12 protein-coding genes are annotated in these 15,241 nt (G+C 37.8%); all 12 read left to right on the forward strand.

Going from position 1 to position 15,241, the window contains the following annotated elements; all coding sequences use genetic code 11:
- The first annotated feature begins 9 nt into the window (after window positions 1–9).
- The 12 genes from C1N55_RS06340 to C1N55_RS06395 all read left to right on the forward strand — a co-directional run bounded on the left by C1N55_RS06340 (window position 10) and on the right by C1N55_RS06395 (window position 15,202).
- Window positions 10–594, forward strand: coding sequence for a hypothetical protein (locus tag C1N55_RS06340; RefSeq protein WP_137728041.1), 585 nt, complete (start codon window positions 10–12; stop codon window positions 592–594).
- Window positions 595–750: 156 nt separating this feature from the next.
- Complete coding sequence (gene rpsB / locus C1N55_RS06345; RefSeq protein WP_137728042.1) at window positions 751–1,473, forward strand: 30S ribosomal protein S2; 723 nt, start codon at window positions 751–753, stop codon at window positions 1,471–1,473.
- A 147-nt stretch (window positions 1,474–1,620) separates the two neighbouring features.
- Window positions 1,621–2,505: a translation elongation factor Ts gene (gene tsf / locus C1N55_RS06350; protein WP_137728043.1), complete on the forward strand. Its 885-nt coding sequence runs from the start codon at window positions 1,621–1,623 to the stop codon at window positions 2,503–2,505.
- Between the two features lie 109 nt (window positions 2,506–2,614).
- A complete protein-coding gene (gene pyrH / locus C1N55_RS06355; RefSeq protein ID WP_137728044.1) occupies window positions 2,615–3,340 on the forward strand; it encodes a UMP kinase in 726 nt (241 codons plus the stop codon).
- Window positions 3,340–3,897, forward strand: a complete 558-nt coding sequence (gene frr / locus C1N55_RS06360; RefSeq protein ID WP_137728045.1) for a ribosome recycling factor — start codon at window positions 3,340–3,342, stop codon at window positions 3,895–3,897. The genes pyrH and frr overlap by 1 nt, the downstream gene beginning before the upstream one ends.
- A 133-nt stretch (window positions 3,898–4,030) precedes the next feature.
- Entirely contained in the window at window positions 4,031–4,258 is a 228-nt protein-coding gene (locus C1N55_RS06365; protein ID WP_137728046.1) for a hypothetical protein, read from the forward strand.
- A 38-nt stretch (window positions 4,259–4,296) separates the two neighbouring features.
- Complete coding sequence (locus tag C1N55_RS06370; protein ID WP_137728047.1) at window positions 4,297–5,079, forward strand: undecaprenyl pyrophosphate synthase; 783 nt, start codon at window positions 4,297–4,299, stop codon at window positions 5,077–5,079.
- A gap of 5 nt (window positions 5,080–5,084) precedes the next feature.
- Window positions 5,085–5,876: a phosphatidate cytidylyltransferase gene (locus C1N55_RS06375; protein WP_137728048.1), complete on the forward strand. Its 792-nt coding sequence runs from the start codon at window positions 5,085–5,087 to the stop codon at window positions 5,874–5,876.
- Window positions 5,877–5,978: 102 nt separating this feature from the next.
- Window positions 5,979–7,124, forward strand: coding sequence for a 1-deoxy-D-xylulose-5-phosphate reductoisomerase (gene dxr / locus C1N55_RS06380; RefSeq protein WP_137728049.1), 1,146 nt, complete (start codon window positions 5,979–5,981; stop codon window positions 7,122–7,124).
- 49 nt (window positions 7,125–7,173) lie between these two features.
- Entirely contained in the window at window positions 7,174–8,433 is a 1,260-nt protein-coding gene (rseP, locus tag C1N55_RS06385) for an RIP metalloprotease RseP (RefSeq protein WP_137728050.1), read from the forward strand.
- 634 nt (window positions 8,434–9,067) lie between these two features.
- Window positions 9,068–10,774, forward strand: a complete 1,707-nt coding sequence (locus C1N55_RS06390; RefSeq protein WP_137728051.1) for a proline--tRNA ligase — start codon at window positions 9,068–9,070, stop codon at window positions 10,772–10,774.
- Between the two features lie 99 nt (window positions 10,775–10,873).
- Window positions 10,874–15,202 (forward strand): PolC-type DNA polymerase III, encoded by a 4,329-nt coding sequence (locus C1N55_RS06395; protein ID WP_137728052.1) that lies wholly within the window; start codon window positions 10,874–10,876, stop codon window positions 15,200–15,202.
- Window positions 15,203–15,241: the final 39 nt, after the last annotated feature.

Below are 15,241 nucleotides of genomic sequence, written 5' to 3' on the forward strand. Positions count from 1 at the left end.
GAGAACAGTATGGTCGTAGGTATAGTAATCATATTGATTATTTCGCAGCTCATTTGTTTTTACTTCATCGTTATTTTAAATACCAAAATAGCAAAATTTAAAGATTTAGAAAAACGACAAGATCAGCTGATTCGAGAAATGGACGACGCAATTAGTTTATATCTTGTTGAGATGAAGGAAGAAAATGATCGTCTCATTAATGAGCTTTCATCTATAAAACAAAATGAGTCAAAAAATAATGAAATAAAAAATCAAATATTGGCTAGGATTAATTCAGAGGATTCCCAAAGGTTATCTTCTACAGCTCAAGATGAAAGTGCATCCAAAATGGACCCAGTAGAAAGTATCCCACCAAAAGCTTTAGTACCCAAAAAAGTAGCAACAAATGCTTATAAACAACAAACAGTGAATGAAGTTCGACCTGTGAAACAGACAATAGAGACTGAAACTGTGGAAAAAGATTTAACGGTTCTTCCTTCCTTTGAACAAAAAGTCATAACCCTCTACCAACAAGGGAAAACAATTGATGAAATAGCAAAACTTACGCAAAAAGGGAAGACGGAAATCGAATTATTAATTAAGTTCCATGCATAAAAATGTTGCACGAGAAAAATTAGTGTGATATATTATCAATTGGTGTTAATTACACACGCATTTTGATGTAGTAAGTGGTGCTTTTTGAATAAAAAGTTGCTTGTTATAGATGAAAAATGCGGAGGAAAAAAACCAAAACATTAGGAGGAAACACACATGTCAGTAATTTCAATGAAACAATTACTTGAAGCTGGTGTACATTTCGGTCACCAAACTCGCCGTTGGAACCCAAAAATGAAAAAATACATTTTTGTTGAACGTAACGGAATCTACATTATCGATTTACAAAAAACGGTTAAAAAATTAGAAGAAGCTTACGACTTCATGCGCCAAGTTGGCCAAGATGGCGGTAAAGTACTTTTCGTAGGTACTAAAAAACAAGCTCAAGAAGCTATTAAAGACGAAGCTGAGCGTTCTGGTAACTACTACATCAACCAACGTTGGTTAGGTGGTACTTTAACTAACTTCGGTACAATCCAAAAACGTGTTGCTCGTATGAAAGCAATCGAAAAAATGGAAGAAGACGGCACTTTCGACGTACTTCCTAAAAAAGAAGTTATCCAACTTAAAAAAGAACACGAGCGTCTTGTTAAATTCTTAGGCGGTATCCGTGATATGGCTGGCATTCCAGACGTTATGTTCGTGGTTGACCCACGTAAAGAGCGTATCGCTGTTGCTGAAGCTCGTAAATTAAATATTCCTATCGTAGGGATTGTTGATACAAACTGTGATCCAGATGAAATCGACTACGTAATCCCTGCTAACGATGACGCTATCCGCGCTGTTAAATTATTAACTGCTAAAATGGCTGATGCTCTAATCGAGTCTAAACAAGGTGAATCTGAAGCTCCAGCGGAAGAAGTAGTAGCTGCTGAGTAATTCACTATTAGAAAACTTGGCGCAAGTAGTCAGTTTTCTGATGATCAAAAGGTGATAAGTGGATGAACCCTCTTATCACCTTTTTTTAAAGTTAGAGAAATATACAATAAAAATTTAATAATTGATAACTCAAGGAGGAAACTTCAAATGGCAATTACTGCACAATTAGTAAAAGAACTTCGTGAAAAAACAGGCGCAGGTATGATGGACTGTAAAAAAGCTTTAGTACAAACAGATGGTGATATCGACGCTGCTGTTGACTTCTTACGTGAAAAAGGTCTTTCTTCAGCTGCTAAAAAAGCTGACCGTATCGCTGCAGAAGGGACAACTTATATCCTTGCTGAAGGAAACGAAGCTGTAATTTTAGAAGTTAACGCTGAAACTGACTTCGTAGCAAAAAATGAAAAATTCCAAGTACTTGTTGCTGAATTAGCTCAATTAATTTTAGCTGCAAAACCAGAATCAGTAGAAGCTGCATTAGAGCTTACAAATGCTGAAGGTGTTAAAGTTTCTGACTTAATCTCTACAGCTGTTGCTACAATCGGAGAAAAAATCACTCTTCGCCGTTTCGAAGTTAAAACTAAAACTGACGTAGATGCTTTTGGTTCTTACCTACACATGGGTGGACGTATTGGAGTATTAGTAGTTCTTGAAGGTTCTACTGATGAGTCAGCTGCGAAAGATGTAGCTATGCACATTGCTGCTATCAATCCTCAATATGTATCACGTGACGAAGTCTCTGAAGAAGAAGTAGACCGTGAGCGTAAAGTGTTAACTGAACAAGCTCTAAACGAAGGTAAACCAGAAAATATCGTTGCTAAAATGGTAGAAGGTCGCCTTGGCAAATTCTTCGAAGACATTTGCTTACTTGATCAAACTTTCGTTAAAAATTCTGATCAAAAAGTACGTGATTTCGTAAAATCAACTGGTGGTAACATCACTTCATTCGTACGCTTTGCTGTTGGTGAAGGTATCGAAAAACGTGAAGACAACTTCGCTGAAGAAGTTATGAACCAAGTTAAAGGTAACTAATTTTAATAATAAGTAAAAATAGGGGACACAAAGCTGTGTTCCCTATTTTTCAAGGGATTGAAAAATCACATATTTTTTGAAGAATAAAATTGAATTGCGGAGGTTTACTATGAGTGTGCCACAATATGAACGAGTAGTTATTAAAATTAGCGGTGAGGCCTTAGCAGGAGAAGCTGGATATGGTTTATCACCAAAAATTATTAAGTCAGTTGCAGAAGATATTAAAGAAGTAGTAGAGCTTGGAGTTGAAGTTGCTGTAGTAGTAGGTGGCGGAAACATCTGGCGCGGGAAAGTAGGCAGCGAAATGGGTATGGATCGTGCCTCTGCGGATTACATGGGAATGCTTGCGACAGTTATGAATTCATTAGCACTTCAGGATGCTCTTGAAAAACTGGAAATTGAAACACGTGTTCAATCTTCCATTGTTATGACACAAGTAGCAGAGCCTTACATACGTAGAAAAGCAGTACGTCATCTTGAAAAGAAACGTGTTGTGATTTTTGCTGCGGGTACAGGAAATCCATTCTTCTCTACAGATACGACAGCTGCTTTACGTGCTGCGGAAATTGATGCTGATGCAATTCTGATGGCAAAAAATAATGTAGATGGTGTATATTCTGCTGATCCAAAAACTGATCCAACTGCTGTTAAATATGACACACTCACATATTTAGACGTAATTCAACAAGGATTACAGGTAATGGATTCAACTGCTTCCACTTTATGTATGGACAACGATATCCCATTAATAGTATTCTCAATTATGAATAAAGGAAATATTAAACGAGCAGTACTCGGTGATAAAATCGGTACAGTTGTTAGGAGGAACTTTTAATGCCTAAACAAGTATTAGCCCAAGCAAAAGATAAAATGGACAAATCAATTTCTGCATTTTCTCGTGAATTAGCTTCAATTCGTGCAGGACGTGCAAATGCTTCACTTCTTGACAGAATTTCAGTTGACTATTATGGTGCACCAACACCGATTAACCAATTAGCTGGTGTTTCTGTGCCTGAAGCGCGCTTATTAGTAATCCAGCCTTATGACAAATCAATATTAGGTGAAATTGAAAAAGCGATTATGAAATCAGATATCGGAATTACTCCGACAAATGATGGTAACGTAATCCGTTTAACAATTCCAGCTTTAACGGAAGAGCGTCGTAAAGAGCTAGTAAAAGTTGTGAGTAAAGAAGCTGAGAGTGCAAAGGTTGCAATCCGTAACGTTCGCCGTGACGCGAATGATGATTTGAAAAAATTAGAAAAAAATGGCGACATTACTGAAGATGATTTACGTGGATTTACGGATGATATTCAAAAGTTAACTGATGACTACATCGTTAAAGTGGATCAAGTTGCTAAAGATAAAGAAAAAGAAATCTTATCAGTATAAGAAATAGCATCCTTGATTTTCAATTTTATCATTTGCAAAATTTTTGTAAATCAAAAATGAATGATGAACTAATTCAAGAGTAGGGCGTCCTATTAGTTGGGACGTCTTTTTTCAATGCGAATGGAGTGCGATTTTGGAAAACGAGCAAGATGCACATCAAAAGCAATATGGTAAAATCGAATTAGGTAAAATAATACATAAGATATATGAAAAAATTGAAAAATTTAGTAGTTATTCTAAAGAACGTAAGACACAATCATTTGTTTTTGATATGATGATTAAAATACGGTTTTCGCTATTTTACGCGAGAATCGATATTTTTCATATTCTTAAAAATTTTGGTATCGTATCTTATAAGTAGGAAAACGTCCAAAAAGTTGTCAGGTGGGGGAATTGCTGATGTTAAAAAAGCTATTTAGTAAGTCAAACAAAGGAAAGCACTCGATGGAGGTTAAGGAATCTCTTTTAAATAATGAATGTTTACCTTCCCATATCGCAATCATTATGGATGGCAACGGACGTTGGGCAAAAAAAAGAGCAATGCCAAGAATTGCTGGGCATCATGAAGGGATGCAGACTGTACGTAAAATTGCTCGAATAGCAGATGATATGGGAATCAAGGTATTAACGCTATATGCTTTTTCTACGGAAAATTGGAAAAGACCTAAAACAGAGGTAGATTACTTAATGAGCCTTCCTCAAATGTTCTTAAACTCCTTCATGCCCGAGTTAATGGAACGAAATATTCGGGTAGAAATGATTGGTGACAAAGAAGGGCTACCAACGAATACTAAGGTTGCTTTAGATGAAGCGATGGAAAAAACAAAAAATAATACAGGTCTTATTTTAAATTTTGCTATGAATTATGGTAGTCGAGCTGAAATTGTTAAAGCAATGAAGGATATAATGATAGAAGTGAACAATGGAAATTTGACGCTAGATGAAGTAGATGAAAATATGATTGATCAATATTTATTAACTTCGAACCTTCCAGAGCCAGATTTGCTAATTCGCACGAGTGGGGAAGTTCGCCTAAGTAATTTTATGTTATGGCAACTTGCTTACACAGAGTTTTGGTTTACTGATATACTGTGGCCAGATTTCAATCAAGAAACCTTCATGGAAGCTATACAAGTTTACCAGCAGCGTAACAGGCGTTATGGTGGACTGAAAGGAGAATAATTACATTGAAGCAAAGAATTATAACGGGGGTTGTAGCAGGAGCATTATTTATTACTTTTTTGCTGATAGGTAACCTACCCTTTACGTTATTAGTTTATGCACTTGCAGCTGTTGCACTTTATGAGCTGTTGAAGATGAAGCATATTAAGATATTTTCAATTCCAGGGATTCTTGGGATACTCGTTACGTTTAGTTTATTGCTACCGACATCGGTTACATCCAATTTATTAGAGCAAACCGAATACACTAAATTAGATTTCTTACTAATCGGTGTCATATTGTTATTGATCTATTCGGTACTTGTAAAAAATCATTTTACCTTTGATGACGTTGGATTTATAGCACTTAGTACATTATATATTGGAATGGGCTTCCATTATTTAATTGAAACACGCAATGGAGGTTTGGAATATCTCATTTTTGCTCTACTAATAGTCTGGTCAACCGATTCAGGTGCTTATTTTATTGGTCGTAAACTTGGGAAAAAGAAGTTATGGCCAGAAATTTCGCCAAACAAAACGGTTGAAGGCTTTGTTGGTGGAATTATTAGTGCGGTCGTCCTTGCATGTATCATGCAAATGATTTATCCGATTTCTTCTTCGTGGATGGTCTTAATAGTGATTTCTGTAATCGCTTCAATTTTTGGTCAAATGGGAGATTTGGTTGAATCAGCCATTAAACGTCATTATGGTGTGAAAGATTCTGGGAACCTACTGCCAGGTCATGGAGGGATATTGGACCGTTTTGACAGTCTATTATTTGTATTGCCTCTATTGCACTTCCTACATTTTATCTAATAAAGACGTATCAATTTTCGTTTCACTTGGTTCAGAGGAAAGTTTGAATTTTCCCTGAACTAAGAGGAAGTACTATTTATAGTTTTGAAGGGAAGATAAATAATGAAGAAAATCAGCTTATTAGGAGCAACAGGTTCGGTTGGGATGCAAACTATTGATATTTTGTTGAACAATCCAGAGAGTTTTCAACTTGTTGCATTATCTTCGGGAAGAAATATTGAAAAAACTCGTGAAATTATCTCTCAGCTAAGTCCGGAACTTGTTTCTGTACAAGATGAAAAAGATGCAGTTGAACTCTCAAAAGAATTTCCGCAAATCCATTTTACTTTCGGAACAAAGGGACTAGTAGAAGTAGCAACACATCCTGATTCTACGGTTCTTGTGAATGCTGTTTTAGGAAGTGTCGGGTTAGAATCTACATTAGCTGCTATACAAATGGGTAAAACAATTGCTATTGCCAACAAAGAAACATTAGTGACTGCGGGTCATTTAGTTATGGCGGAAGCGAAAAAATACAATGCAACGATTTTACCTGTGGATAGTGAACACTCCGCTATTTTCCAATCTATGAATGGTGAAAATCCCAAACAAATTGAACGATTAATCTTAACAGCATCAGGCGGTTCATTCCGTGACAAGACACGTGATGAATTAAAACACGTTACAGTCAAAGATGCATTAAATCATCCGAATTGGTCGATGGGCTCAAAAATTACGATTGACTCTGCAACGATGATGAATAAAGGGTTGGAAGTAATAGAAGCTCATTTTTTATTTGATATGCCGTTTGAAAAAATTGATGTTTTATTACATAAAGAAAGTATTATTCATTCTCTAGTTGAGTATCATGATACAAGTGTAATGGCACAATTAGGGACACCTGATATGCGTGTACCTATACAATATGCGCTAAGCTATCCAGATCGCTTACCACTTATAGAAGGCACTCGTTTAGATTTAGCTAAGGTTGCCCAACTGAATTTTAAAGAAGTTGACTTTGACAGGTTCCGTGCATTAAAGCTTGCCTATGATGCTGGACAAGCTGGGGGAACACTGTTAACTGCGATGAATGCAGCAAATGAAGCAGCGGTAGGGTTATTCCTTCAAGAAAAAATAACTTTCCTTCAGATAGAAGAAGTTATTGAACAAATTATGAATAATCATCATAATATTCTAGTTCCAGATCTAGAAACTATATTACATGTAGATAGCCAAACAAGAAAATCAGTAGAGAGCATGGTAAAATAGACAGAGCAAGCATAGAATAAGATAACATGCACTTTGAAGGTGGGATGATATGCAAACTGTTATAGCATTTATCATTGTTTTCGGCTCCCTAGTATTCTTCCATGAACTTGGGCATTTTATTTTTGCAAAGCGAGCAGGAATTTTAGTTCGTGAATTTGCGATTGGAATGGGTCCGAAAATCTTTGGAATGATGAAAGGTGAAACGTTATATACACTTCGATTATTGCCTATTGGTGGCTATGTTCGTATGGCAGGAGAAGATACTGATTCAGTTGAACTACAGCCTGGTTTCCGTGTAGGTTTAATCCTTAACAAAAATAACGAAGCCGAAAAAATTTATTTAAACCAGAATGTACAAAACCCGAATGTTCTATTTATGGAAGTAGAACGTGCCGACCTTGAGAAAGGGCTATGGATTGAAGGGTACGATGAAGACGATCAATTTGTAAGAATTAATCTATCCAGAAGTGCAATGATTATTGAAAATGGTACTGAAACAATTATTGCACCTTATGATCGTCAATTTAATTCAAAAACTGTAGGGCAGCGGGCAATGGCTATTTTCGCTGGGCCGCTCTTTAACTTCATTTTAGCCTTCATTGTTTTTGCTTTTATAGCGCTAATGCAAGGGGTGCCGACTTATGAACCAATCATTTACGATGTCGTAGAAGATGGACCGGCAGCAGAAGCTGGCATGAAAGCTGGAGACTATGTAAAAGCAATTGATGGACAACCAGTAGAAGATTGGCAAGAATTATCCGGAACCGTTCAAGAAAAACCAGGTGAGTCGTTAACGCTTATTGTAGAACGTGACGGACAGAATATCGAGCTCACGATGACGCCAGAGACCCTAGAGGAAAGTGGCAAAGAATACGGACAAATTGGTGTCATGTATCAAAGTCCTGTAGAGAAAAATCCGCTAAAAGCAATTGTCTTTGGAGTTACTCAAACGTATGATTATACTGTTCTGATTCTAGGACTGTTAGGCGACTTAATTACAGGTCAATTTACAATCGATGCCCTATCTGGTCCAGTAGGTATATATAAAGCAACAGAGACGGTTGCCAAATATGGTGTCTATAATCTGATGAACTGGGCAGCAGTCTTAAGTATCAATCTAGGTATCATGAACCTATTACCATTACCTGCTCTTGACGGTGGAAGATTATTATTCTTCGGTATAGAAGCATTGCGCGGAAAACCAGTAGATCGTCAAAAAGAAGGTCTGGTTCACTTCGTGGGAATCGTCTTATTAATGATCCTGATGGTCGTCGTAACATGGAATGACATCCAGAGATTCTTCTTTTAAGAAAAGTGGAGAACGATCGTTCAGCTTCGAAATCAACTGGTCGACAAAAACGCCACCTCCTGTGGCATTGTCGACATTAGCACGTCCATGTGCGTCAGAGGATTCGACAAAAGGACGCTCTTTGTCCTTGCAGGCGAATCTGAAGTTGATGAGGAGCTATCGTTCGGAACTAGACAACAAGAAAAGTGGCGAACGATCGTTCAGCTCCGAGATCAACTGGATGATAGAAGTGGAGAATGACCACTAGAACTTGCTGGAAAGCATTCTATACAAACTAAACAGCCATTACCTTAACCTTATTCATTTGTGGTAAAATCCATAGTGAATAAGGTTAACTTTTTTTGCGAATAGTAAAGTAAGTTTTAAAGGGACTATGGTATAAAACTCAAACTAAACCCGATTTGGATTAACCAATAAAAAAGTCCAAGATTATAAAACCTTCAGAGGTTAGCTGTTGCTTTTTATGGATGATAGCCAAGGTAATCTTTGGTGCCTATTTTAAAAATTGGATATTTTATGCTTTAAATCGTTAATAATATACTAAATTTCGATATAAATAGTAGTTGTACGTACGAAGTAACTCCGTTGTATGATATGCTAAATGAGTGATTTATGAAGAGAAAAGGTGGAGCATATGAAACAAAGTTCTACGTTAATTCCAACGCTACAAGAAATTCCTTCAGAAATAGAAGTGAAATCTCATAAAATGCTACTTCGTGCTGGATTCATCCGTCAAAGTACAAGTGGTGTGTATTCCTATTTACCATTAGCCAAGCGTGTAATAAATAAATTAGAAAAAATGATTCATGAAGAGATGGAAGCCTTAGGAGCAGTAGAAATTGGTTTACCTACTTTGCAGTTGCAAGCTGTTCAAGAAAAAACCAATAATTTTGAGGGTGGTCATGGAGAAGTCTTTCAGGTATCAAACGACAACCAACAAAATTTAATTCTTGCGCCATCATATGAGAGTGCTATTACCATGTTAATAGCTGAGGAAGATCAATCCTATCAAAATTTACCCATCACTTTTTACCAAATACAAACGAAATATCGCAATGAACAACGCAACACGAAAGGTTTATTGCGAAGCAGTGAATTTTTGATGAAAGATGCTTACTCCTTCCATGCAAATGAAGAGAGTTTAGAAATTTCCTATAGTGAAATGATCCAAGTGTATTCTAATTTATTTAGTAAGTTAGGCTTGCACTATGAAATAATTGATGCCAATCCAGGTGTGGGAGATAGCGCATCTGCAAAGGAATTTATCGTTGCATCGGACGCTGGAGATACAATCATTGCCTATTCCAATGACTCAAAGTTTGCGGCAAATATTGAAGTAGCACAGGTAGTAAATGAAATAGTCCCATCAGATTTCCAGATAAAGCCATTGGAAAAGGTTGCTACACCAAACGTGAAAACGACAGAAGAAGTCTGTACATTTTTTAACATAGAAGAAACAAGTTGTATCAACGCATTTTTATTTAGGATAGATGGAGAATTTGTAGTAGTACTTGCACGAGGAGATCATCAAATTAATCCTTATAAACTACAGAATGTATTAAAAGCTTCGTCTATTTATTTAGCTACAGAAAAAGAGGTTCAGGAACTATTAGGCTGTCCTTTTGAATCGATTGGCCCTATCAAATTACCTATTGATGTGAAAGTTGTTGCTGATCACGCCATTCACTCCATTCGAAATGGAGTGGCCGGGTCTAATGAGGAAGGTTATTATTACACTAATGTCTCTCCTGAACGTGACTTTGCCATTAGTATGTATGAGGACATCAGGTATATAAAGGAAGGTGATCCTTCCCCTGACGGACAAGGAACAATTCTATTTAAAAAAGGGATCGAGGTAGGCAAGATCTGTAATCTAGGTATTAGCATCTCTGAAAAATTAAATGCCAATTTTACTGATGAAAATGGGGAATCTCGGCCAATTCTTATGAACAGTTTTCATCTCGGGATTTCTAGAATATTGGCAGTGATGGCGGAAAATTATCAAGATGACAATGGTTTTTATTGGCCAAATCAAATTGCGCCATTCGACCTTCACCTAATCCCGTTAGATAGGGAAGATGAAGTTCAATACAATTTAGCGTTAGAGCTATATAATATATTAACCTTCTATCAGTTTGAGGTTTTGTTTGATGATCGAGAGAAGGAAGCCGATGAGAAATTTACTGATGCTGACTTAATTGGTCTACCAGTTCGTGTAAAAATCGGAAAACGTGCGAATGAAGGCATTGTCGAAGTCAAGATTAGAAGAACTGGTGAAACTTTTGAGTGGGCAAAAGAAGAACTAATCGACCACTTAAACGAAATTTTCAGGTCTCATTAACATTAATCAAGGTTTCACACACTAAAAAATCGATTTTCGTATCTTTGCGAAAATCGTCTTTTTACGAAAGCAAATAAATTAAAACAGGTGGTGAGTAAAATGGTAGACAACCAAGAAGCAAGAGAACGATTTTTAACGCTTATACAACAGCTACAACTAACGGAAGATGTCTACATGTCTTTTTTTGAAAAAGGGGAGCTTACTCGACTAACCGTGCATAAAAAAAATCGCGTCTGGTGTTTTGCCATTCAATTAGAAAACATTCTACCTTTTCAGCTGTATCAACTATTCCGGACAAGAATGGCGGAGCAGTTTTCCCATATTGCCCAGGCATCAATAACAATAGAAGCTAGAAATCCGGTAGTGACAGAACAGCTGATTACTGATTATTGGTTAACTGCTGTAGAGCAACTGGATGCTTCTCCTCCAGTAAAAAATCGTTTATTGACGCAAATTCCAAAATGGACAGGAAATAAATTAAATGTTTCTTGTATGGCGGAAATGGAACAGCTGACATTGAAGGCAAAATACACATCAAAAATTGTAGAGGCCTATGAAAGTTTAGGATTCCCACAGTTTTCTGTTGACTTCCAATTAGTTGAAGCAACTGATGAAATGAAAGAAGCACAACAGCAATATATTGAGAAAAGACAATTAGAAGAAGCCGAGCTTGCTAGAAAAGCGATGGAGGACTTCCAAAGTCGTGAAAAAGCTAAAACAGATAATCCTGAATCTGTTGCTAGCAGTGGTCCGTTCCAGCTAGGAAACCATATTAAAGACACAGATATAATGGAAATTCGCCGCGTAGTAGAAGAAGAACGCCGAGTTGTTCTTGAAGGCTTTGTATTTGCTGTTGACATCAAAGAGCTTAGAAGTGGACGATCCCTTTTAGAGTTGAAAATGACAGACTATACGGATTCAATTCTAGTGAAAATGTTCTCTCGTGATAAAGAGGATGCTGAACGTATGGCACAACTGAAAAAAGGGATGTGGGTCAAGGTTCGAGGTTCCGTTCAAAACGATACTTTTGTTCGCGATTTAGTAGTAATGGCACAAGACATTAATGAGGTATTCAAGGAATCACGTAAAGATACAGCGCCTGAAGGAGAAAAAAGGGTAGAGCTTCACTTACATACACCAATGAGTCAAATGGATGCTGTGACGCCGATCGAACAGTTAGTTGGACAGGCTGCTAAATGGGGGCACCCTGCCATTGCCATTACTGACCATGCCGTAGCGCAAGGTTTCCCAGATGCCTATTCAGCAGGAAAAAAACATGGCATTAAAATTATCTATGGAATAGAAGCCAATCTAGTAGATGATGGGGCACCAATCGCTTATGCAGAACAGCATATTGAGCTTGATGATGCAACCTTCGTTGTATTCGACGTGGAAACAACTGGTCTATCCACTGCATACGATACCATCATTGAGCTTGCGGCTGTAAAGATCAAGGAAGGCAAAGTAATTGAGAAATTCGAACGCTTTGCAAATCCACATAAACCTCTAACAGCCAAGATTATAGAACTGACGCATATTACCGACGATATGCTCACAAATGCACCCGAAGTCGATCAAGTCGTAACGGAGTTTAAAGAGTTTATTGGGGACTCAATCGTTGTAGCACATAATGCTTCGTTTGATATGGGCTTCTTATATACAGCCTACGAAAAAGCTGGGATACAAGGTGTGATCCACCCAGTTATCGATACATTAGAGCTGTCGAGGTTCTTGAACCCAACATTAAAAAGTCATCGATTAAATACATTATGTAAACGATATGGCATTGAGTTAACCCAGCATCACCGTGCCATCTATGATACAGAGGCAACAGGCGAGTTAATGCTTCATTTATTAAAAGACGCAAAAGAGCAGCATAGCATAAATTATCACGATGAATTTAACGAACAAATTAATCGTGATGAAAGCTATAAACAATCCCGTCCATATCATTGTACAATTTTGGCGGCTGATAATGATGGATTGAAAAACCTATTTAAGTTAATTACAATTGCCCATACAAAAACTTACCATCGTGTACCTCGTATTCGCCGCTCCGACTTAGTAAAGCATCGAAATGGCTTAATTGTTGGATCTGGCTGTAATAACGGAGAATTGTTTGAAACGATGATGAATAAATCAAGTGACGCGGCGGAAAAGGTTGCGAAATTCTATGATTATATCGAAGTGCAGCCTAAGCCAGTCTATGCTCCCTTAATAGAGGGTGGCGTGATTCACGATGAATGGAATCTGGAGGATATCATTCGTAAATTAGTGAAGCTAGGAAAAAGAATGGATAAACCGGTAGTGGCAACAGGGAATGTACATTATCTAAATGAAAATGATGCTGTTTTCCGTCAGATACTAGTCGGTTCCCAGGGAGGGGCAAACCCATTAAACCGATACAAACTACCTGCAGTTCATTTCCGTACAACGAATGAAATGCTGACAGAATTCGATTTTCTAGGACCGGATCTGGCAAAAGAAATTGTCGTGACGAACCCACAAAAAATTGCCGAAATGATTGGTGATGTAAAACCTATTAAGGATGACCTTTATACACCAAAAATTGAGGGCTCGGATGAGGAAGTAACGAATTTAACTTATGAGATGGCTCATCAAATATATGGGGAAGAGCTTCCAGAAATCGTGAAAGCTCGTATTGAGAAAGAGCTGACGTCGATTTTAGGTAACGGATTCGGAGTGATTTACTTAATTTCTGCTAAGCTCGTGAAAAAGTCTCTTGCAGATGGCTATTTAGTAGGTTCCCGTGGGTCGGTTGGGTCTTCTCTTGTTGCGACCTTCATGGAAATTACAGAAGTAAATCCATTGCCGCCTCATTACATTTGTCCAAACTGTAAAAATGTTGAATTCTTCGATGATGGTTCCGTTGGTAGTGGTTTCGACTTGCCGAACAAAGAATGTCCGAATTGTGGGACACAATACAAAAAAGATGGTCAGGATATTCCCTTTGAAACCTTCCTTGGATTCAAAGGAGACAAGGTTCCTGATATCGATTTGAACTTCTCAGGAGAATATCAGCCACAGGCCCATAACTATACAAAGGTACTATTCGGAGAGGACTATGTATACCGTGCTGGAACGATTGGTACTGTTGCAGAAAAAACAGCATATGGCTATGTAAAGGGTTATTCGAATGATAATAATCTTTCGTTCCGCGGGGCAGAGGTGGATCGTCTTGTGCAAGGGTGCACAGGTGTTAAACGTACAACCGGACAACACCCAGGTGGTATTATCGTAGTACCGGACTATATGGATATTTATGATTTTACACCGGTTCAATTCCCGGCTGATGCACAGGATTCAGAATGGAAAACAACTCATTTCGACTTCCACTCTATTCATGACAACGTGTTAAAGCTTGATATACTGGGACACGATGATCCGACCGTGATTAGGATGCTGCAGGACTTATCTGGAATTGATCCAAAAACGGTCCCAACAGATGACCCGGAAGTAATGAAAATCTTCTCTACACCAGAATCCCTTGGTGTAACAGTAGAACAAATAGGTACTAAAACGGGTACACTAGGTATCCCTGAGTTTGGTACACGATTTGTTCGTCAAATGCTTGAGGATACAAAACCGTCAACATTTAGTGAACTTGTCCAAATTTCTGGTTTATCCCATGGGACAGATGTTTGGTTAGGCAATGCGCAAGAATTAATTCATAATGGCACATGTGTACTCTCAGAAGTAATTGGTTGTCGTGATGATATTATGGTTTATTTAATCTATCAAGGATTAGAGCCAAGCTTTGCCTTTAAAATTATGGAGTCGGTTCGTAAAGGGAAAGGCTTAACAGAAGAAATGGAAGCAGAAATGCGTGCACAAAGTGTTCCGGAATGGTATATCGATTCTTGTAAGAAAATAAAATACATGTTCCCTAAAGCCCATGCCGCTGCCTATGTTTTGATGGCAGTGCGTATAGCGTGGTTTAAAGTGCATCATCCTATTTTATATTACGCAGCATACTTTACTGTTCGAGCAAGTGATTTCGATTTGATCGCTATGACACAAGGCTCTGCGATGATTCGCTCTCGTATTGATGATATAAATGTGAAAGGTTTAGATGCTTCGAAAAAGGAAAAAGATTTAATGACAGTATTAGAGCTTGCTTTAGAAATGTGCGAACGTGGAATGAGCTTCCAAAAAGTAGACTTATATCGTTCTCAAGCAAGTGAATTTATCATCGAGGGCAAAACATTAATACCCCCATTTGATGCTATTCCTGGTCTTGGGACAAACGTTGCGAAGGCAATTGTTGCCGCAAGACAAGATGGTGAGTTCCTGTCAAAAGAAGACTTACAGCAACGAGGCAGAGTATCAAAATCACTTATTGAATACATGGATACATTAGGTTGTCTGGAAGGTTTACCTGATGCTAACCAGTTGTCCTTGTTCTAAAATAAGCGACAATTTAAACTGCCAATTAGGTAACACTTT

It is taken from the genome of Lysinibacillus sp. SGAir0095, from assembly GCF_005491425.1.
In the GTDB taxonomy this organism is placed as follows: Bacteria; Bacillota; Bacilli; order Bacillales_A; family Planococcaceae; genus Ureibacillus.